The sequence below is a fragment of the Nocardia sp. NPDC050793 genome (assembly GCF_040654065.1).
Lineage (GTDB): Bacteria > Actinomycetota > Actinomycetes > Mycobacteriales > Mycobacteriaceae > Nocardia.
This window is the reverse complement of record NZ_JBFAHG010000001.1, coordinates 426639-446409: the sequence shown is the minus strand read 5'-3', so window position 1 is coordinate 446409 and position 19771 is coordinate 426639. Positions and strand designations below refer to the sequence as shown.

Below are 19771 nucleotides of genomic sequence, written 5' to 3'. Positions count from 1 at the left end.
CGTGATGGGCGGTGTACCAGCGGTCGTCGTCGCCGCGCCCGCCTCGGGGAGCGGGAAGACCACGCTCGCAACGGGTTTGATCGGCGCGCTGCGGCAGGCCGGGCATCGGGTGGCGCCGTTCAAGGTCGGGCCGGACTACATCGACCCCGGCTACCACGGGCTCGCGGCGGGACGGCCGGGACGCAACCTCGACCCGGTGCTCGTCGGCGCCGAACGGGTCGTGCCGCTGTACCACCACGGCGCCGCGGGCTGCGATCTCGCCGTGGTCGAAGGCGTGATGGGCCTGTTCGACGGCCGCATCGACGAGCACGAAACCGGCCCTGTCGCCGAGGGATCCACCGCCCAGGTGGCCGGCCTGCTCGGCGCGCCCGTGGTGCTGGTGGTGGACGCTCGCGGCCACAGCCAAAGCCTGGCCGCGCTGCTGCACGGCTTCGCCACCTTCGACAGCGGTGTGCGGCTCGGCGGCGTCATCCTCAATCGCGTCGGCAGCGAACGCCACGACCAGGTGCTGCGCGCCGCCTGCGCGCGGGTCGGCCTGCCCGTTCTCGGCTCGCTGCCGCGGATGGACGCCCTCGAGGTGCCCTCCCGCCACCTCGGGCTCATCCCCGCCGTCGAGCACGGTGCGGCGGCCGCGGCGGCGGTGGCGGCGATGACGGAACTCGTTGCCGCTCACGTGGATCTGGCGGCGGTGGCGGCGCTCGCGCGACCGGCGGTCGACGGGGTCGCCTGGGATCCGGTCGCGGCGGTGCGGGAGGCCGTCGCGGCGGACGCGGCCCCGGGTTCGGGTTCGAACGGAACCGTCTCGACGGACCGGCCGGGCTCGTCGGGCCCCGTGATCGCCATGGCGGGTGGTCCCGCCTTCACCTTCGGCTACGCCGAGCATCGCGAACTGCTCAGCGCGGCCGGGGCGCGAGTGCGCGTCTTCGATCCGCTGCGCGACGAACTACCCACCGGCACAGCGGGTCTGGTGCTGCCCGGCGGATTCCCCGAGGAGCACGCCGCCGATCTCGCGGCGAACACGCCGCTGCTCGCCGCGGTCCGCGAGCACGCAGGCGCCGGGCTACCGATCCACGCCGAATGCGCGGGCCTGCTCTACCTGACCCGATCCCTCGACGGCCACGCCATGGCGGGAGTCGTCGACGCCGACGCCGAATTCGGCCCGCGCCTGACCCTCGGCTATCGCGACGCCGTCGCGCTGGCCGACTCCGCGCTGTGGCGGGCAGGGGAGCGGGTGCGCGGCCACGAGTTCCACCGCACCAGACTCGTCACCGCCGCCACCGACGCCCCGGCCTGGGGCTGGCACGACGGCGCGGGCGCACGCGTACGCGATGGCGCGCTCGTCGGCCACGTCCACGCCTCCTACCTGCATACCCATCCCGCCGGAAACCCCGCTGCGACAGCCCGTTTCTTCGCCGCGGCGGCCGACTACGCCCGTGTGCCGCACTGAGTTCCGCGCGCCGGTCGTGATCGGTGTCGGTATGCGACCGGGCGCGGCCTCCGCCGCGATCCTGGCCGCCGTGCGGCACGTGCTCGGTGACGCGACCCTGGTCTGCCTCGCCACCATCGACCGCCGCGCCGACGAACCGGGCCTTCGCGTGGCCGCCGAAGAACTGGGCGTCCGTGTGCGCACCTTCAGTGCCGCCGAACTGGACGGCGTCGCGGTGCCCACGCCGGCGGACCGCACCAAGTCGGCGGTGGGCGCGGCCGGTGTCGCCGAGGCCGCGGCCGTGCTCGGGTCGAACGGGGGAGTTCTGATGCGAGCCAAAGAGATTCACGGAAATGTCACCGTGGCAATGGCGCGCATCGGCTGAACAGGGCGGCATCAGGACTGTGGCCGCGCCCAGACACACGCCAGGACGCGGCGCGGCGGGTCAGGGCGCCACGGACGACCAGTCGGCGAACCCCGTGGGATCGTGTCGTCCGAGAGAGGCGTGTTCGAACAGGCCCCATCCCTCGGCAGAACCGCAGCGGGCGTGCGCCACGTGATCGATGACGCCGAACGGGACGCGGGCCGCGATCGCCGGGTCGGTGAGGTCGTAGCGGCGGGCCTCGGACCAGTCGCGGCCCTTCCACTGGCCGTGCAACCAGTCGGGGTCGCCGCCGTAGCCGCAGCCGACGTGCAGCGGGACACCGGCGCTCGGGGTGATCTCTACCTCGAGCGCCTTGCCGTCCGGGGTGGTGAGATCGAGCCGTGCGGCGACGGGAATCCTGGTGCCCGAACGGTATTGGATGCTGACGCGCGGCCAGCCGAGCTGTTCGGTGCGACCGTCCGGCCAGACGCGCACCGCGTCGTTGAGGGTGCGCCTGCCGTCCGGTTCCTCCTGCACGATCACCACGATCGCGAAATCGTCGAAACGCAGCGGCACGTACAGCCACCAGAAACCGCCGGACGGCTCGGCGGCGGCGCGTCCCGGCGGCTCCGTCTCGCCGACCGGACGGATGCCCCAGGAGCGGTCGCGGGTCCCGGTCCACACCGCGGGGTCGACCGTGATGTCGGTGCCGTCCACGCTCAGCGTCCCCGCCCACGCACCGACCTGCGCGAAGCGGGACGCCTCGATGATGGGCCTGCCACCGGTCAGGATCAGGTGCGGCTGTTCCTGTACGGCGGGAAAAGCTCCGGTCCAGGTGAGATCGCAGCTCAGTTCGTCGTGTTCGCAGACGACGCGCACCCGCTGCAGCGGTTCGAGCACCTCGATGCGGTACCCGCCCACCTTCATGTCCAGGCTGCGGCCGCCGAGTGCGTCCGAGAAGCGCACCGAGCGCACCTCGTCGCCGCGGCGAACGGCGACGTAGGCGTCGGTCACCCCGAGGTTCGGGTAGACGCCGAGCCCGGAGATCAGCAGGGTGCCGCCGTCGCGGTCGTGGGCGTTGAAATAGCTGCGGTCGTAGAAGTTCCGGTCGCTGCTGCCGACCCTGGTCATCGGGAGCGGGGTCTGATGGATGGGGTATTCGTCGAGGGGCGCGGGTGCGGTCATGGTGTTCCTCATGTCCAGTCGTAGGTTCCGTCGAGCAGCGCCTCCAGGCTTGCCCGGTGCATCACGTAGTCGTCCCGGTCGGGAGTGTCGGTGTCCTCGCCGAAGTGGATCATTCTGCGCTTGACCCTGGCCATCACGATCGCGTGCCGCAGCGCGGCGTAGACCAGGTAGAAATCCAGGTCACGCACCGTATAGCCGGTCAGCTCTTGGTATTTCGCCACCACCTCGGAGCGGCGCAGAAAATCCGGCAGACCCGGCTGATCGAAGCGGGTGGCGAGGTCCTGAAAGAAACGGTGGATGAAGATGATCCAGGCGATGTCGAGTTCGCGCGGACCCAAACCCGCCATTTCCCAGTCCAATACGGCGACCGGTTCGAATCCGTCGTAGATGATGTTGCCCGGCCGGGAGTCGCCCCAGGACAGCACGTCCGGACCGGGGTCGTCCGGCCAGTGCGCGTCCAGCCAGTCGAAGGCGCGCTCGATCAGCGGGACCGGGTATCCGTCGTCGGCCAGCGCCCAGCGGTACCACGCGCGATGCCAGTCCACGTGCCTGCGCAACGCCTGGCCAGGTCCGTCCAGCATCGGGAACCGGCTCGCCGGGTCCGGGATGGCGTGGATCTTCGCCATCACGGCGAGCGTGTTGGCGGTGAGCAGCGCGCGTTCGGCGGGTTCGGCGTCGAAGAGCCAGCCGTAGAAGACGTATGGCGGGTTGTCGGCAGGCACTCGCCCTTCGATCCGGCGCATTACGAAAAATGTTGTGCCGAGCACGCTTTCGTCGGTCTCCAGCCAGCACAGCGGCGGCACCGGCACATCGGTGGCGGCCGCGACCCCGGCCATCACGTGGTACTGCTTGGCTAGATCGTAGGTCTCGAAGACCGGGAAATCGGCGGCGCTCGGGGCCAGCCGCGCGACGAACGAGCCGCCCTCGTCCCGGCCGTTCACCCGCCATTCGGCATCGAAGAGCACTGAGGCGCTCGACATTCCGGAGCCCTGCGGCAGCGTCAGCTCGTGCACGCGCGGCGGCTCGTCGGCCGAGACCTTGCCCGCGAGCCAGCGTGACAAATCCTCGGCCAATCCCTGGAGATCGCGTTCGCTGATCGTGAGCTGGCGCCGCTCGGTCGGATCTGGCTCGTCGGCCATCGTCGTCCTCCTGTAGTCGGGCGGCGGGCCGCCCACCACCCGGCAATTCCGCCCGGGATACGCGACTGTAACGCGTTCTAATTCGGTGTCGCGGGGAATCGTCGGGAATAGTTCGCTGACCGAACTCCGGGGTTGACAAGGGTCTTCGTCATCCTTGTGGAGTATCGCCGCTACCCCGCGCGGCGGAGCCGGAAATCGGGATGCCGCCGGAAGCGCCGAGGCGGCCCGCGCGGTTACCTTCGCTCACGCAAGGTCGGCAAAGAGAGTGAGGAGCGGGTCGTGAAGGACGGGGAGCAAACCGAAGGCATGCTTCCGACGACGGCGCCGAGTGTCCGTGAGGTGCTGCTGTGAGCATCGGGACGCAGGTGCTCGAACGAGACGATGAAACCGCCGGTCAGGCGCTTCGCTGGTCGCTGCCCGCGCGGATCGCCTTCCGGTTCTGCTTCGCCTATCTGCTGCTGTTCTGTCTGACGTTCGCGCAGATCCTGTTCGTCTTCACCGGGGTAGCCGTGCGCTGGCTGCCGGAATCGGCGATCCAATGGCAGATGAACATGGTCGAGCCGGTGGTCCGGTGGACGGGCGAGCGCGTCTTCGGTGTCGACGCGGTGATCCACGAGAGCGGCAGCGGCGATCAGACCATCATCTGGGTGCTGATCTTCTGCCTGCTGGTCGTCGCGGCCGTCACCACCGCGATCTGGACGGTGCTCGACCGCCGCCGCGCGGGTTACGCCGCCCTCGGCGCGTGGTTCGTCACCTTCCTGCGGCTCTGCCTCGGCGGGCAGATGCTCTGGTACGGCTTCGCCAAGGCGGTGCCGAACCAGATGCCCTACCCGTCGCTGACGCGACTGCTCGAGCCCTACGGCAACCTCAGCATGACCGAAGTGCTGTGGAACCAGGTCGGCGCGTCGCCGTCCTACCAGGTGCTGCTCGGCATCGCGGAGGTGCTCGGCGGCCTGCTGCTGTTCTGGCCGCGCACCGCGACGGCGGGAGCGTTGCTGAGCTTGGTGAGCATGGCGCAGGTCTTCGTGCTGAACATGACCTACGACGTGCCGGTCAAGATCCTGTCCTTCCACCTGATGCTGATCTCGCTGGTGGTGCTGGCGCCGCAGGCCAGGCGGTTGGCGAATGTGCTTGTGCTGGAAAGGCCTTCGGAACCGGCTAGGCAGCCGTCGCTGTTCCGCTCCGTGCGGGCGAACCGGATCGCCGCCGTGTCGCAGGTGGCGCTCGGTCTGTGGACGTGCTCGGGCGCCGCTTGGACCGCGTGGGACTCCTGGCACGAATATGGTTACGGCGCAGCGAAACCCGCCCTCTACGGTATCTGGAACGTCACCGAGTTCACCGTGGACGGCCATCCGCTCCCGCCGTTGACCACCGAGCCGACCCGGTGGCAGCGCCTGGTGTTCGACAAGTTCGCCACCAGCTATCAGCGCATGGACGGCACGTTCGTGCCCGTTCTCACCGATGTCGACACCGCCGCGCGCACCATCACCATGACCGCGCCGTCGACCACACCGGACGCCGAGCCGGCGCGGGTGGCGACCTTCACTTTCGAACGTCCCGAGTCCGACCGGCTCGCCCTGCGCGGCGATCTTGGCGGCCGGCCGGTCACGCTCGCCCTGGAAGAGTTCGACCTGAACGACTTCCCGCTGCGCGGCGAGCGATTCCACTGGATCCAGGAAATCCCGAACCTGAACTGAAGAGGCCGGCCCGGAAGGACTGATCCGGGCCGGCCTCAGGCGAGTGGAGGGGTCCGATCAGCCCTTCATCAGCTCGACTGCGGGCTCCTCGTCCTTGACCTCGTCCGACGCCGCCTCCGGCGCGTGTTCGTCCGACGCCGCTTCCGGTGCGTGGGAGCGGCTGGGCAGCAGGACCGCCATCACGATCACGACCAACGCCAGCGCCGCGGAGACCCCGAAGGCCAAGCGCATGCCGTCGAGCTGGGCGGCGACGGGGTCGGCGCCGTCGTTGATCAACTCGGTGCTTCGGGTGGACATGATCGTCACCACGAGCGCGGTACCGAAAGCCGCGGCGACCTGCTGCAGCGTGCCGAGCATGGAGCTGCCGTGCGAGTACAGGTGGAACGGGAGCGCGCCGAGACCCAGGGTGAAGACGGGCGTGAAGGCCGCCGCCAGCGACACCATGAGCAGGATGTGCAGGCCGAGCAGCTGCCAGTACGGCATGCTCATCGAGATCTGGGTGAAACCGGCCAAGGACGCGGTGACGCCGACCGCACCGGGGATCACCAGGACACGGCCGCCGAAGCGGTCGAACAGGCGGCCGACGGTCGGGCCGAGCAGACCCATGGCGAGGCCGCCTGGCATGACGAGCAGGCCGGTCTCGAGCGGGCTCAGGCCACGCAGGTTCTGCAGGTACAGCGGCAGCAGGATCATCGAGCCGAGCATCGCGAGGAACGCGACCGACATGAGGATCAGCGCCTTGGCATACGTGCTGATCAGCAGAATGCGCAGGTCGAGCAGCGGCGTGCCGGTGCGCTGCAGGCGCAGCTGGCGCGCGGCGAACAAGCCGATGAGCGCCAGTCCGGCGGCGACGATCAGCGCGGGGGCGGTGGCGTTGCCGGACTCGAACCGGGTGAGGCCGTACACCAGGCTGCCGAATCCGACCGCGGCCAACGCCACGCTGGACACGTCGATCGCGCCGGTCTGCGGTTCGCCGATGTTCTCGAGACGCTTCAGCCCCAGCCAGGTGACCGCACCGGCGATCGGCAGCACCATCACGAACAGCCAGCGCCAGGAGCCTGCCTGTAGCACCACTCCGGACAGCACCGGTCCCATGGCGGGCGCCACCGAGATGGCGAGGGTGACATTGCCCATGACCCGGCCGCGGTCGTGCTCGGGCACGACAGTCATCAGGGTGGTCATCAGCAACGGCATCATGACCGCGGTGCCGCCCGCCTGGATGATCCGTCCGAGCAGCAACACCTCGAAGGCCGGGGCGACGGCGGACAGCGCGGTGCCTGCGAGGAAGACGCCCATCGCGATCGTGTAGGCGTGGCGAGTCGTGACCCGCTGGAGGAACCAGCCGGTGGCCGGGATGACCGCGGCCATGGTCAGCATGAACGCGGTGGACACCCACTGGGCCGACCGCTCGGTGACATCGAGGTCGGTCATCAGGCGCGGGATCGCGTTGATCATGATGGTCTCGTTCAGGATCACCACGAATGTCGCGAGCACCAGCAGCATGATGACAGTCGGCGTCCGCCGTCCGGTCGGACTGGCGGATGGGACGGCGGGCATCGGGTTACCTCCGTGGGGTTCGTGAGCGTGCGACGACATGTGGCCCGGTGCCGAGTCAGCGTGCGTGTTCCGGCGCCACACGAGATCTGACGGGAACGGTCGGCTCAACTCATCGGGCGCGCGCCAGTATTCCGCTCAGCACTGACAAGAATCACCCGGTTTTCGGAGGCTTCCGATCGTTCGCGTCATGGGAACAGCCTGCTGACCAGGCTCTTTCGACGAAGCATCGTGGTAATGGTGACGCTGGTCACGTCGCGCGGTCGCGTCGAGGGAATGCAGCAGACGAATCCGGTCCCTCGGCCACGGCCCGCGGTCCTGGCCGAAGGTGGGTCGCTCGGATGCCGGCGTTCAGTCGATGCAGCTGCGGATCCGCTTGTGCCGCCCCGATTGCCGGGGCGATTGCCAGACGGCGAAGGTGCGTGCTGTGCCCGTGGCGCGGCGCGGGGCGATCATGCGGCGAGGATTGACAGCCATTCCGTCCCGGCGCTGGACTTTCGCACCGGAAGTGACGCGCCGCGGTGAGCTATCGCTCGGATTCGGCGCTGTTTGCGGCGCTGCGTGCCGACGCCCTTCGGGCAGGCCGTAGGCTCGAACACTGTGCCGAACACGTCTGACAACACCGAGGAACAGGTGGAATCCCACGCTGCCGCCCAGCCCGCAGGCGATCCGAACTACCTGGTGGGGCTCGATCTGAACGGTCGCCGCGTCGTCGTGGTCGGCGGCGGAACGGTGGCCCAGCGCAGGCTCGGCCTGCTCATCGCCTCGGGCGCGGACGTGCACGTCATCAGCCGTGAGGTCACCCCGGCGGTCGAAGGTATGGCCACCTCCGGGCAACTCACCGTCACGCTGCGCGCCTACGCCGACGGCGATCTGGAAGGCGCCTGGTACGCGATCGCCTGCACCGACGAGCCCGAGACCAATGCCGCCGTCGTCGAGGAGGCCAACCGGCGCCGCGTCTTCTGCGTGCGCGCCGACGTCGCCCGGCTCGGCACCGCGGTCACCCCCGCCACGGCCCGCTACGACGGTCTCACCCTCGGCGTGCTCGCCAGCGGGCAGCACCGCCGCTCGGCCGCGGTGCGCAACGCGCTGCTGGAAGCGCTGCAATCCGGTGTGGTGACCGATGATTCGTCGCCGGTGACCCCAGGTGTCGCGCTGGTCGGCGGCGGGCCCGGCGATCCCGACCTGATCACCGTGCGCGGGCGCAGGCTCCTGGCGCGGGCGAACCTGGTGGTCGCCGACCGCCTCGCGCCCCCGGAACTGCTGGCCGAGCTCGGACCCGACGTCGAGGTGGTCGACGCGGCCAAGATTCCCTACGGCCGCGCGATGGCACAGGAGGCGATCAACGCCACGCTCATCGAGGGCGCGAAGGCGGGCAAGTTCGTGGTGCGGCTCAAGGGCGGCGACCCGTACGTATTCGGTCGCGGTTACGAGGAGCTGGAGGCTTGCGTCGAGGCGGGCATTCCCGTGACCGTCGTTCCAGGCGTCACCAGTCCCATCTCGGTGCCCGCCGCCGCCGGCATTCCGGTGACCCACCGCGGCGTCACGCACGAGTTCGTCGTGGTCAGCGGGCACGTCGCGCCGGATCACCCGGATTCGCTGGTGGACTGGCCCGCGCTGGCCCGGCTGCGCGGCACACTCGTATTGATGATGGCGGTGGAGCGGATCGAACAGTTCGCCACCGCGCTGCTGGACGGCGGACGCCCCGCCGACACCCCGGCGACCGTCATCCAGGAGGGCACGCTGCGCACCCAGCGGGTGCTGCGTGCCGACCTCGGCACCGTGGCCGCGCGCGTCCGCGAGGAAGGCATTCGCCCGCCCGCGATCGTGGTGATCGGCCCGACCGCCGGATTCTCCGCGGAGCTCGGGGTCGCCGCGAACTAGGCGTACCTCCGCCTTCGCTCCGGCCATGCGCGGTCTTCGGGCGGACTTCGTCCGGCTGCGCCTGTTGTGCGTACTCCGCCTTCGCTCCGGCCATGCGCGGTCTTCGGGCGGACTTTCCGGCTGCGCCTTTTGGGCGTACCGGGGTTGTCGACGGGCTTCGTCCGGCAGGGAAGGTGGCGGCGTGCGGCGCTGCCCGGGGGCTTCGTCCGGCCGCGCCCGTGGGAACGGAGCCCATCGGCTATCAATTACAGTGACTCACTGTGCTCCAGAATCCCGCTGCGACGATGCAGTACCCGGTGACGCAGCGGGCCTTCGGGCTCGCGATCCTAGTTTTGAGCGGGTTGCAGCTCATGGTCGTGCTCGACGGCACGGTGGTGATCTTCGCGCTACCCCGTCTGCAAGATCAGATGGGACTCGGCAGCGCGGGCAGCGCGTGGACGGTCACCTCCTACGGCCTCACCTTCGCCGGGCTCATGCTGCTCGGCGGCAGGCTCGGCGACGCGTTCGGCCGCAAACGCATGCTGATCACCGGCGTCGTCCTCTTCACAGTGGCGTCGCTGGCGTGTGGCCTCGCCCAGGGATCCGCGATGCTGATCGCCTCCCGCGCCGTCCAGGGCGCTGGCGCCGCCGTCGCGGCTCCTGCCGCATTGGCCCTGGTGGCAACGACTTTCGCGCCGGGTAGGGCGCGGAACCAGGCGATCGCGATCGTCGGATCCATGGTCGGCATCGGCTCGGTGGGCGGACTCGTGGTCGGCGGCGCGCTGACCCAGCTGTCCTGGCGCTGGATCTTCCTGATCAATGTGCCGATCGGCCTGCTCATCGTGCTCGGGGCGGTCTACTGCCTGGCCGACACCGACCACCACCGCGTCCCCCTCGACGTGCGCGGCGCCGTGCTCGGCACCCTCGCCTGCGCCGCCATCGTCTTCGGGGCCACCGAAGGACCCGCGATGGGCTGGACCAGTCCGGCCATCATCGGCTCGCTGATCGGCGGCCTGGTGCTGCTCGTGGTGTTCGTGCTCGCCGAACGCAATGTCGACGACCCGCTGCTGCCGTGGTCGCTGTTCGGCAGCCGCGACCGCGTCACCACCTTCCTGCTGATCCTGCTCGCCGGCGGCGTGCTCGGCGCGATGACATACTTCGTCGCGCAGTTCCTGCAGAACGTCATCGGCTACGGGCCGCTGGAGGCGGGCGTGGCGTCGATCCCGTTCACCGTCGGCATCGGCGTCGGCGGCGCGCTGGCCTCGAAGCTGGCCATGATGGTCGCCCCGCGCTGGTTGCTCGCGGGCTCGGCCGTGGTGCTCGCCCTCGGCCTGCTGTTCGGTTCGACGCTCGACCGCGACGTAACGTACCTGCCGACGCTGCTGATCCTGCTGATCGTCATCGGTTTCGGCGTCGGCATCGCGATGGTGGTGGCGCCGCTGTGTGTGCTGGTCGGCGTGCCGCCCAACGACATCGGCCCGCTGGCCGCCGTCGGGCAGATGTTCATGAACCTGGGCACGCCCCTGGCGATCGGCGTGCTGACCCCGATCGCGGTGTCGCGGACGCTGTCGCTCGGCGGCAAGACCGGCAATGTCTCCGGCATGACCTCGGCGGAGATCGACGCGCTCGGCAGCGGGTACACACTGGTGCTCGCGGTCTGCGCGGGCGTCGCGGTGGTGATCGGGTTGGTCGCCCTGACGCTGCGCTTCACGCCGCAGCAGATCGCGCAGGCCCACCATGCCCAGGAAGAGGCGCAGCGGGCCTGAGCGCCGGGTTTCAGAGCCGCCCGGCGACCTTGCGCGGGGTGACCCGGACGATGACCCGGGCGGCGTCGTCCACCGAGGCCGGATTGAAGTCGGCGTACAGCCGGCCGGTGTACTTACGCGAGAGCTCGTTGGGCAGGCTCTTGTCCGGATCCGGCGTCAGGGTGGCGGTGCCGCGGATCTCGGCGTAGACGTAGGGGTTCTCGGGCGGGTTGATCAGCACGGTCAGTCGCGGGTCCCTGGTGAGGTTCTTGGCCTGCTGGCGATCCACCGTGGTGGAGAAGAGCAGGTCGTCGCCGTCGCGCTTCAGCCAGATCACGGTGAGATGCGGTTGCCCGTTCGCGCCGACGGTGGCCACGGTGGCGAACACCTTCGACTCGTCGAGGTACTTCTTCAGGTCATCGGAGAGCACAGCTGTACCGGTCATGCTCCGGTGAAACATCCGGACGCGCCCGCGCATTCCCGGCGTGTTCCCAATCCGCGTCCGGGCTCTATTTGCTTGTCGCGGAACGGTTTCGGTGGGCCAGAACATGGAAGACCCGGGGGCTTTGCCCGCCCCCGGGTCTCGGTGTGCCGCCCATGTCGCCTACCGGGATCGGTGGGAGCGGATCACTCTCACCGCGACGCGTCCTACGTTTGGACCACCTCCGCATGGGCGCGGAGAGCAGGTTTTGAACCCGCACCTCGTCGCATCGCGTCCGCTCCTCGGGACCCGGTCGTCGGCGGCGAATACTCAATCTGGAGCGATAGTCTGAGTTTGCGCCGCGGTCCGCCCGCTCGGCGGCCGGCCCGTGGCTTCAGGCTGATCTTCAGGTTGAGCTTGCGCTCTCGCGCATCCCCCGCACCCGCGGGGGAGTTCGTGGGGTATCAGCGGAACAGGTAATCGAAGATCACCTTGCCGGTCTTGCGATCGGTGACCTCCGTGGCATTGGCCTCCTCGCGGGCGAACTTCACGGCCTGCGCCAGCTTCTCGATCCGCCCGACCACCTCGTTGACCCGCCGCGCTGGCAGCGCGCCGGAGAACTTCACCGTCGTCCAGTAGCCGACGGCGATGTCCTCGTAGTACACCTCGACCTGGGCCGGGTGCTTCTCGGTGGCCTCGGCCTTGACGTGGTTGCGCGGCACCTTCTTGGTGCGGATGGTGCGTACCGGCTCGGTGCGCCAGGTGTCGGAGGAGTCGTCGAACCCCCAGGCCTCGGCGGCGTCGAGCACCGGAAGCCGCTTCACGAAGGCCAGCAGATCGGCGAGCTGCTTCTCCAGGAAGAGCAGGTACGGCACCGGGATGTCGTCCAGTAGCGTCTCGCCGTCCACCACCACGTCGGCCGCGGCGGTGCGGTTCGCCCAGTCCTTGGTGGCGGTCACGTCGAACAGCCGGGTCAGCGTGGCGGCGGTCTGCCGCAGCACCTCCTCCGACTTCACCTGGACGCGCGTCGCCTCCGGCGGAAGCTGTTCGCCCTCTTCGTCCTTCGGCTGGTAGACGCGCGAGATGCCGGCCAGCAGGGACGGCTTCTGCAGCAGGTTCTGTGTCTCGGCGAGCTCGCGCAGCGCGCCACTCTTGACGCCCTTCTCCACCGCGATGATTTGATTCAGCTTGGTCATTCGTTCTCCCCGTCGCGCCACGACACTTGTACTCGGCCGTCGATCGCTCGATTCGTCTTCCGCGACGCCAGATTTCGGTAACCCCCCGTCGTCGCTGCGGCAACGGTACCGGCGCCATGGCGGGAGCCGCATCCCATTTTCCGGTCGAGCGCCACGGTGGGTTTTTCGTGCGGCACGGTGGCGAATTGCACCGCGGGGAGCATGTCGGCGGCCGCTCGTGTGTCGCGATGGCTCGGGCGTTCGGCGGGTGGTGGTGCCGCGGTGGTGAATTCCACCGCCGGAAGCGTTGTCGGCAGCCGTGCGGGCGAGAAGACTGGGCGGATGTCCTCGGACGTGGAGCTCGACCCCGCGCAGGAGGTTGGCCGAGCCACAGCGCTGTGGAACAGTGTTGGGGCGCAGATGGTTTCATGTCGGCATGACGACGATTGGATTGATCGGTAGCGGGCACATCGGCGGAACTGTGGCGCGATTGGCGGTGGACGCCGGGCTGGATGTGGTGCTGAGCAACTCGCGGGGGCCGGAGACGCTGGCGGATCTGGTGGCCGAACTCGGGCCGCGGGCGCGGGCGGCCACCGCGGCGGATGCGGCCGTGGCGGGCGACATCGTGGTGGTCACCGTGCCGTTCAAGAACTATCGGCAGGTGCCGGTGGAGCCGTTGGCGGGCAAGGTCGTGATCGACACCAACAACTACGCCCCGGCTCGCGACGGCAACATCCCCGAACTCGATGCGGGCGAGGCGACCTCGAGCGAGCTGCTGCAACGGCATCTGCCGACGTCCAAGGTGGTCAAGGCGTTCAACAACATCTTGTTCTCGCACCTGGCCGCGCTGGCCCGGCCGGCCGGTTCCGACGACCGTTCCGCGCTGCCGATCGCGGGCGACGACCCCGAGGCGAAAGCCGCTGTCGGGCACCTGCTCGACGCGCTCGGCTACGACACCGTCGACGCCGGTCCATTGCGCGAAAGCTGGCGCTCGGAGGTGGACACGCCGGTTTACGGGACCCCTTACGCCGCGGGCGCCCCGTTCTGGGAGCACGACCCCGCGCCCGCCCCGATCGAGACAATCCGCACGGCCCTCGCCGCCGCGAAGCGCTGACAGGGTCGTCCGTACAACCGGATGTCGGCTCGTCCCGATTGCGCAGAGAGCCGCCCGGCTGACGGTACGCAGGTCCTTCATACGCCTCGCAGCCTCTCTAGCCTCTGCGAGGCGTGGGGAAGGTCTGCGAGACTTGCGCTTGCCGCGGCGTTTCACGCGTGGGTCGAGCGTTCCGTGCGAGCCTGACCCAACCCGGCTCGGCGGTACGGCCTGGCGTGGCGGGGCTCAGGTGAGGATGAGAAGTTCGGTGGGGGAGGCGATTTCCGTGCGCAGGCCTGCCTTCTCCGCAACCCGGGCCACGGCGCGGATATCGGCCGGCTCGGCGCGGGTGAGGACGAGCGCGCGGGCAAGCAGACCCTTGTGGTGCTTGTTGAAATGGCTCACCACGGTGCGGGTGCCGTCGGGGTGCTCGGTGAGGACGTTCGCGGTGATGGCGCCGGGGACGCGGCCGAGTTGCTGGTAGGTGCCCGAGCGCAGGTCGACGACGAGGTCGCCTGCGGCCTCGGCCAGCAGGGCGTCGGACAGGACGTCGCGCCAGACCGCCGAGAGGGTGGGCAGACCCGGAAGCTTGGAGCCGCCGGAGAGCCGGTAGGCGGGGATCGGGTCACCCGCGCGCACCGCGCCGAACAGCGCCGAGCCGATGCCGAGCCGCGCGTACGCCTTGGCGCGCTGTGCCTTGGTGAAGGACTTCGCGTCCAGCGCGTCGTAGAGGACGCCGGTGTAGCGCTCCAGCGCGGGGCGGGTCGGGGCCGTGCGCAGCGCCGCATTCCTGGCGATCTCGGCGTCGGCCCCCTTACCGAGCCCGAGCGCGGCGCGGGAGGCGTCCGGATCGGCGGCCAGCCCCGCCAGTTCGGTCGCCAGCTTGTGCCGCACCGGCGTGAGCTGCGGCATCGCGAGGGCGTCCAGGTCGAGGGGCAGACCAGCGCCGCCGTCGGACTTGGTTTCGGAGGGAGGGAGCAGCACCAGCACGACGCGATACGGTACCGGCGTGATCTTGGCACTGCTCCGGCGCAGGCCCAAATGGATAACGCGTTGCGGACGCCCTGTGGCCGGCGACTACGCTGTGCACCCGTGATCACCCGCCTCTCTCGCCTCTTCCTGCGTACCCTGCGCGACGACCCCGCCGACGCCGAGGTGCCCAGTCACAAACTGCTCGTGCGCGCCGGATACGTCCGCCGCGTCGCCCCTGGCGTGTACTCGTGGTTGCCGCTGGGCTTGAAGGTGCTGCGCAAGATCGAGGACGTCGTCCGGGAAGAGATGAACGCCATCGGCGCGCAGGAGATCTCGCTGCCCGCGCTGCTGCCGCGCGACCCGTACGAGACCACCAACCGGTGGACCGAATACGGCGACGGCCTGTTCCGGCTGCAGGACCGCAAGGGCGGCGACTACCTGCTCGGTCCCACCCACGAGGAGCTGTTCGCGCTCACCGTGAAGGGCGAGTACAACTCGTACAAGGATCTGCCCGTCACGCTGTACCAGATCCAGACCAAGTACCGCGACGAGGAGCGGCCGCGGGCGGGCATCCTGCGCGGGCGCGAGTTCATCATGAAGGACTCCTACTCCTTCGACCTCGACGAGGACGGCCTGAAGCGCAGCTACAACGCCCATCGCGAGGCCTACCAGCGCATCTTCGACCGGCTCGGCGTGCAGTACGTGATCGTGGCGGCCACCTCGGGCGCGATGGGCGGCAGCGCGTCGGAGGAATTCCTGGCCGACAGCCCGGTCGGTGAGGACACCTACGTGATCTGCCGCGAATCCGGCTACGCGGCCAACGTGGAGGCCGTGGTCACGCCCGCCCCCGAAGCGCAGCCGATCGAGGGCAAGCCCGCGGCCGTCGTGTACGACACCCCGGGCACTCCCACCATCGCCACGCTGGTGGACTGGGCCAATGCCGCGGGCATCGGCGAGCAGTACGGCAGGCCGGTCACCGCGGCCGACACCCTGAAGAACGTGATGGTCAAGCTGCGCCACCCGGACGGCAAGACCGAGATCGTCGGCATCGGCATCCCCGGCGACCGTGAGGTGGACGACAAGCGCCTCGGCGCGTCGGTCGAGCCCGCGGAGGTCGAGTTGATCACCGAGGCCGACTTCGCCGCCAACCCGTTCCTGGTGAAGGGTTACATCGGCCCGAAGGCGTTGCAGGAGAACGGCATCCGCTATCTGGTCGACCCCAGGGTGGTCGCTGGCACGTCCTGGATCACCGGCGCGGACAGCGAGGGCAAGCACGTGGTCGGCCTGGTGGCGGGCCGTGACTTCACCCCGGACGGCACCATCGAGGCCGCCGAGGTCCGCGACGGAGACCCCTCGCCGGACGGGCGCGGCACGCTGGTGTCGGCGCGCGGCATCGAGATCGGGCACATCTTCCAGCTCGGCTACAAGTACACCGACGCCTTCGAGGTCGACGTGCTCGGCGAGAACGGCAAGCCGGTGCGGTTGATCATGGGCTCCTACGGCGTCGGCGTGTCCCGCATGGTCGCGGTGGTCGCCGAACAGCAGCACGACGAGAAGGGCCTGCGCTGGCCCGCGGAGATCGCGCCGTTCGACGTGCACGTCGTCATCGCCAACAAGGACGAGGCGGCCCGCGCCGGCGCGGAGAACGTGGTGTCCGGTCTGCACGCCCACGGCCTGGATGTGCTCTTCGACGATCGCACTGCTTCGCCCGGCGTGAAGTTCAAGGACGCCGAACTCCTCGGCATGCCTTGGGTTCTCGTCATCGGGCGCGGCTGGGCCGAGGGCAAGGTGGAGCTGCGCAACCGCTTCACCGGCGAGGCCGAGGAGATTCCTGCCGCCTCCGCCGTCGAGACGGTGGTCGCGAAGATCCGCGGCTGATCCGCCCGAGCATTCCTCCGCCGCCCCGGTCCCGCACGCGGACCGGGGCGGCGGTCGTTTTCGGACCCGAGATTCGGACCTGCGCGGTAGAGCGCTGCGGCGTGGCCACTGCCATCCGAGTGTGGCTGCGGCGCGAGCTTCCGACGACCAGGCACAGCTCCGTGCGTGAGAAGGTGGAGCAGTAGCTTTCTCCTTACTCTTCCGTAGGCTGAATTTGCTGGTCAACCAATCGGCAGACCGGCCACACGCTGCTGTTACTCGCTGGTAAGTTAACCGCCATGACAAGCACCGAGGCGTTGTTGTTCAACCCGGCCACCTACGATCCGCAGCACTTCGACGCGGAGACCAAGCGGCTGCTGAAGGCCACCATCGAGTGGTTCGAGAGCCGCGGCAAGCGGCAACTGCTCGCCGACGATCAGGACTCCGTGTTCACCGCCGACTTCCTCGCGTTCGCCGCGAAGGAGAAGCTCTTCGCGACGTTCCTGACCCCCGCCGCCTACGCCGACGGCGACCCGAACCGCCGCTGGGACGCCGCGCGCAACGCCGCGCTCTCGGAGATCTTCGGTTTCTACGGCCTGGCCTACTGGTACGCGGAGCAGGTGACCATCCTCGGCCTCGGGCCGATCTGGCAGAGCGACAACGAGGCGGCCAAGCGCCGCGCGGCCGCCGACCTCGCCGACGGGCAGGTGATGGCCTTCGGTCTGTCCGAGCAGTCGCACGGTGCCGACATCTACAACACCGACATGGTGCTCACCCCGACCGAGCCGGGCAGCGCCGACGCGGAAGCCGGAATCCTGTTCCGCGCCAACGGCGCCAAGTACTACATCGGCAACGGCAATGTGGCAAGCATGGTCTCGGTGTTCTCCCGCCGCGGCGACATCGAGGGCGCCGAGGGCTACATCTGGTTCGCCGCGGACAGCCGCCACGAGAACTACCACCTCATCGACAACGTCGTGGCCGAGCAGATGTACGTGAGCACGTTCCGGCTGGAGAACTACCCGGTGCGCGCCGAGGACATCCTGCACACCGGCCCCGAGGCGTTCTCCGCGGCGCTGAACACCGTCAACGTCGGCAAGTTCAACCTCTGCCACGGCGGCATCGGCATGGTGGAGCACTCCTTCTACGAGGCCATCACGCACGCCAACAACCGCGTTCTCTACGGCAAGCTCGTCACCGACTTCCCGCACGTGCGCGGCAATTTCGTGGACGCCTACGCCCGCATCGTCGCGATGAAGCTGTTCAGCGACCGTGCCGTCGACTACTTCCGCACCGCGAGCCTGGACGACCGGCGCTACCTGCTGTTCAACCCGATGACCAAGTCCAAGGTGACCTCCGAGGGCGAAGTGGTCATGACCCTGCTGCTGGATGTGCTCGCGGCCAAGGGATTCGAGAAGAACACCTACTTCAACGAGGTGCAGCGCCTGATCAACACCCTGCCCCGGCTCGAGGGCACGGTGCACGTGAACGTCGGCCAGATCCTCAAGTTCCTGCCCAACTACCTGTTCAACCCCAAGGAATACCCCGAGGTCGGCACCCGTCAGGACGCGGCCGACGACGAGTTCTTCTGGCGGCAGGGCCCGGCGCGCGGCGCGGGCAAGGTGCAGTTCGCGGACTGGAACCCGGTGTACGAGAAGCACTCCGACGTCGCGAACGTGGCGCGCTTCTACGAACAGGCCAAGGCGCTGCGCGAGCTGCTGGCCACGGCGGCTCCGGACGAGGCCCAGCAGCAGGACCTGGACTTCATGCTCACCGTCGGCCACCTGTTCTCCCTGGTGGTCTACGGCCAGCTGATCCTCGAGCAGGCCGCGATCACGGGTCTGGACGGCGACGTGCTCGACCGGATCTTCGACTTCCAGATCCGCGACTTCAACGCGCACGCCACCACGCTCTACGGCAAGGCGTCGGCCAGCTCGGCGCAGCGGGAATGGGCCGTCGCTGCGCTGCGCACCCCGGTCGTGGACCGGGAGCGCTTCGACCGGGTGTGGGCGCAGGTGGCGTCCTACGACGGCGCCTACGAAATGCGCCCGTAAACCTATCGGGTACGGCCGGATTCGATTCGGCCGTACCCAATTCGGTTGTCCGATCTGGCACGTTGCCGGGCGAGCGGCCTACCGGAACGGCCTCACGGCTTACCGGGAAAGGCGGAAGTCGGCGGGTTCGCGCCGAGGATCGCCTGCCAGGCGGCCACGCGCAGCGCGCATTCGGTGAGCCCGTCGATTCCGGTGCGGCGGATCTCCTCGGACTCGCCGTGCTCGACCACCGCGCGCCAGGCGACGGCGGCGTCGTTCTCGACGGTGACGGCCAGCCGGGCGGCGGCCCAGGGATCGTCCACCGGGAACGGGATGGTGTACGCGGGTTCGGGTGGCGGCGCAGGCGTTCCGGCCGCACGGAGCGCGTCGACGGTGGTGTCGCGGCGGGCTCGGTGCGCCGCGGTGTTCTCGGCGATGAGGCGGTCGCGTTCGGGCGAGGCGAAGGCGGCGACCACGCCGTAGGCGTAGACCGCGGCGTATTCGGCGGCGAGCGCGTCGAGCAGGGCTTGGCGTTCGGCGTCGGTCATGCCAGCAGCACCCCCGCGTGGACGGCACAGGCCGCGCTGATCGAGGCGAGCAGCCCCGCGCGGTAGGCGGACTGCGTCACGGCGAGATCGGCCGCGGACTTACGCGATCGGGCGAGCTGCTCGCGCAACTGGTCGACGCTCGGCGGCGAGATCGGTGGCACGGCCGTACCGGTCGCCTCGGGGCCGGTCGTGCTCGCGACGAACGGCGCGGCCCGGTCCCTGGTCTTGCGGGCCGGAGTGGTCCCGTCCCCGTAGACGCCGACCACGCGGGCGATCTCCGCGCGCAACGCGTCCGCGTGCGCGGTGCGTTCGTTCGCGATCGTGCTCAGCGCGGTCTGCCGCTGCGGGGCGAGCGCGATCGCCGAGGTGGCCGCCGCGGCGTCGGTGCGGGCCATGACCTCTTGTGCGGCAAGCGGATCGGGCTCGTGCACGGGCTCGTCGGCGCAGCCCGCCGCGGCGCCGAGCGCGAGGGCGCCGACCACGCCGCCGCCCGCGAGCCGCAGCGCGGTGCGACGGTCGACCGGCGGGACACGGTGCGCGCCGGTGTCCTGGGATATGTGCCGGTCGACCCGGCTGCCGAAGGTGCGCCCGGCGCGTGGCGGGGCGGGGAGGCGGAGAGGCACGGCACTATCGTGCCAGACCGGTCCGACCGCTCCGACCATCCCGAGCGTGGCCCGCGCGACCCGCCGCGCGCGCCGCGGA

General features: G+C 69.6%; 16 protein-coding genes. 8 read left to right on the top strand and 8 right to left on the bottom strand.

Annotated elements, in window-relative coordinates; translation table 11 throughout:
- The first annotated feature begins 4 nt into the window (after positions 1–4).
- A complete protein-coding gene (locus AB0H50_RS01965; RefSeq protein WP_357445227.1) occupies positions 5–1447 on the top strand; it encodes a cobyrinate a,c-diamide synthase in 1443 nt (480 codons plus the stop codon).
- On the top strand, positions 1434–1811 hold the full coding sequence (locus AB0H50_RS01960; RefSeq protein WP_357445224.1) for a cobalamin biosynthesis protein: 378 nt from the start codon (positions 1434–1436) through the stop codon (positions 1809–1811). Before AB0H50_RS01965 ends, AB0H50_RS01960 begins: the two co-directional genes overlap by 14 nt.
- A 60-nt stretch (positions 1812–1871) precedes the next feature.
- On the opposite strand, the gene AB0H50_RS01955 is transcribed toward AB0H50_RS01960, so the two are convergent.
- The gene (locus tag AB0H50_RS01955) at positions 1872–2975 is read right to left on the bottom strand and encodes a hypothetical protein (protein ID WP_357445221.1); all 1104 of its coding nucleotides are present in this window, start codon (positions 2973–2975) and stop codon (positions 1872–1874) included.
- A gap of 8 nt (positions 2976–2983) precedes the next feature.
- Complete coding sequence (locus AB0H50_RS01950; protein WP_357445218.1) at positions 2984–4114, bottom strand: phosphotransferase family protein; 1131 nt, start codon at positions 4112–4114, stop codon at positions 2984–2986.
- A gap of 347 nt (positions 4115–4461) precedes the next feature.
- Between AB0H50_RS01950 and AB0H50_RS01945 the strand changes: the two genes are divergently transcribed.
- The gene (locus AB0H50_RS01945; RefSeq protein WP_357445215.1) at positions 4462–5811 is read left to right on the top strand and encodes a DoxX family protein; all 1350 of its coding nucleotides are present in this window, start codon (positions 4462–4464) and stop codon (positions 5809–5811) included.
- Positions 5812–5868: 57 nt separating this feature from the next.
- Here AB0H50_RS01945 and AB0H50_RS01940 read toward each other — a convergent pair whose 3' ends face one another.
- A complete protein-coding gene (locus tag AB0H50_RS01940; protein ID WP_357445212.1) occupies positions 5869–7368 on the bottom strand; it encodes an MDR family MFS transporter in 1500 nt (499 codons plus the stop codon).
- A gap of 630 nt (positions 7369–7998) precedes the next feature.
- Here AB0H50_RS01940 and cobA point away from each other — a divergent pair.
- Both cobA and AB0H50_RS01930 read left to right on the top strand, forming a co-directional pair.
- Positions 7999–9249 (top strand): uroporphyrinogen-III C-methyltransferase, encoded by a 1251-nt coding sequence (gene cobA, locus AB0H50_RS01935; protein WP_357447195.1) that lies wholly within the window; start codon positions 7999–8001, stop codon positions 9247–9249.
- A 284-nt stretch (positions 9250–9533) separates the two neighbouring features.
- On the top strand, positions 9534–10994 hold the full coding sequence (locus AB0H50_RS01930; RefSeq protein ID WP_357447193.1) for an MFS transporter: 1461 nt from the start codon (positions 9534–9536) through the stop codon (positions 10992–10994).
- Positions 10995–11004: 10 nt separating this feature from the next.
- Here AB0H50_RS01930 and AB0H50_RS01925 read toward each other — a convergent pair whose 3' ends face one another.
- Positions 11005–11418 carry a PPOX class F420-dependent oxidoreductase gene (locus tag AB0H50_RS01925; protein ID WP_357445209.1) on the bottom strand — a complete coding sequence of 138 codons (414 nt, stop codon included), beginning with the start codon at positions 11416–11418 and terminating at the stop codon, positions 11005–11007.
- A 440-nt stretch (positions 11419–11858) separates the two neighbouring features.
- On the bottom strand, positions 11859–12590 hold the full coding sequence (locus AB0H50_RS01920; protein ID WP_357445206.1) for a hypothetical protein: 732 nt from the start codon (positions 12588–12590) through the stop codon (positions 11859–11861).
- A 415-nt stretch (positions 12591–13005) separates the two neighbouring features.
- Here AB0H50_RS01920 and AB0H50_RS01915 point away from each other — a divergent pair, with 415 nt between their 5' ends.
- Entirely contained in the window at positions 13006–13683 is a 678-nt protein-coding gene (locus AB0H50_RS01915) for an NAD(P)-binding domain-containing protein (protein ID WP_357445203.1), read from the top strand.
- 225 nt (positions 13684–13908) lie between these two features.
- Here the strand turns inward: AB0H50_RS01915 and yaaA are convergent, their stop codons facing one another.
- A complete protein-coding gene (yaaA, locus tag AB0H50_RS01910; protein WP_357445200.1) occupies positions 13909–14652 on the bottom strand; it encodes a peroxide stress protein YaaA in 744 nt (247 codons plus the stop codon).
- A gap of 102 nt (positions 14653–14754) precedes the next feature.
- On the opposite strand from yaaA, the gene AB0H50_RS01905 reads away from it, so the two are divergent.
- Positions 14755–16512: a proline--tRNA ligase gene (locus AB0H50_RS01905; RefSeq protein WP_357445197.1), complete on the top strand. Its 1758-nt coding sequence runs from the start codon at positions 14755–14757 to the stop codon at positions 16510–16512.
- 278 nt (positions 16513–16790) lie between these two features.
- Positions 16791–18542 carry an acyl-CoA dehydrogenase family protein gene (locus AB0H50_RS01900; protein ID WP_357445194.1) on the top strand — a complete coding sequence of 584 codons (1752 nt, stop codon included), beginning with the start codon at positions 16791–16793 and terminating at the stop codon, positions 18540–18542.
- Between the two features lie 92 nt (positions 18543–18634).
- Here AB0H50_RS01900 and AB0H50_RS01895 read toward each other — a convergent pair whose 3' ends face one another.
- Together AB0H50_RS01895 and AB0H50_RS01890 are read right to left on the bottom strand one after the other, a co-directional pair.
- A complete protein-coding gene (locus AB0H50_RS01895; RefSeq protein WP_357445191.1) occupies positions 18635–19069 on the bottom strand; it encodes a ferritin-like domain-containing protein in 435 nt (144 codons plus the stop codon).
- The gene (locus AB0H50_RS01890; protein WP_357445188.1) at positions 19066–19692 is read right to left on the bottom strand and encodes a hypothetical protein; all 627 of its coding nucleotides are present in this window, start codon (positions 19690–19692) and stop codon (positions 19066–19068) included. Before AB0H50_RS01890 ends, AB0H50_RS01895 begins: the two co-directional genes overlap by 4 nt.
- Between the last annotated feature and the right edge of the window lie 79 nt (positions 19693–19771).

Excerpts from the sequence above, each read along its gene's own strand:
- AB0H50_RS01965 (WP_357445227.1), top strand. The coding sequence starts at position 5 with ATGGGCGGTGTACCAGCGGTCGTCGTCGCCGCGCCCGCCTCGGGGAGC.
- AB0H50_RS01955 (WP_357445221.1), bottom strand. The coding sequence starts at position 2,975 with ATGACCGCACCCGCGCCCCTCGACGAATACCCCATCCATCAGACCCCG.
- AB0H50_RS01950 (WP_357445218.1), bottom strand. The coding sequence starts at position 4,114 with ATGGCCGACGAGCCAGATCCGACCGAGCGGCGCCAGCTCACGATCAGC.
- AB0H50_RS01940 (WP_357445212.1), bottom strand. The coding sequence starts at position 7,368 with ATGCCCGCCGTCCCATCCGCCAGTCCGACCGGACGGCGGACGCCGACT.
- AB0H50_RS01930 (WP_357447193.1), top strand. The coding sequence starts at position 9,534 with ATGCAGTACCCGGTGACGCAGCGGGCCTTCGGGCTCGCGATCCTAGTT.
- AB0H50_RS01925 (WP_357445209.1), bottom strand. The coding sequence starts at position 11,418 with ATGACCGGTACAGCTGTGCTCTCCGATGACCTGAAGAAGTACCTCGAC.
- AB0H50_RS01920 (WP_357445206.1), bottom strand. The coding sequence starts at position 12,590 with ATGACCAAGCTGAATCAAATCATCGCGGTGGAGAAGGGCGTCAAGAGT.
- AB0H50_RS01915 (WP_357445203.1), top strand. The coding sequence starts at position 13,006 with ATGACGACGATTGGATTGATCGGTAGCGGGCACATCGGCGGAACTGTG.
- AB0H50_RS01900 (WP_357445194.1), top strand. The coding sequence starts at position 16,791 with ATGACAAGCACCGAGGCGTTGTTGTTCAACCCGGCCACCTACGATCCG.
- AB0H50_RS01895 (WP_357445191.1), bottom strand. The coding sequence starts at position 19,069 with ATGACCGACGCCGAACGCCAAGCCCTGCTCGACGCGCTCGCCGCCGAA.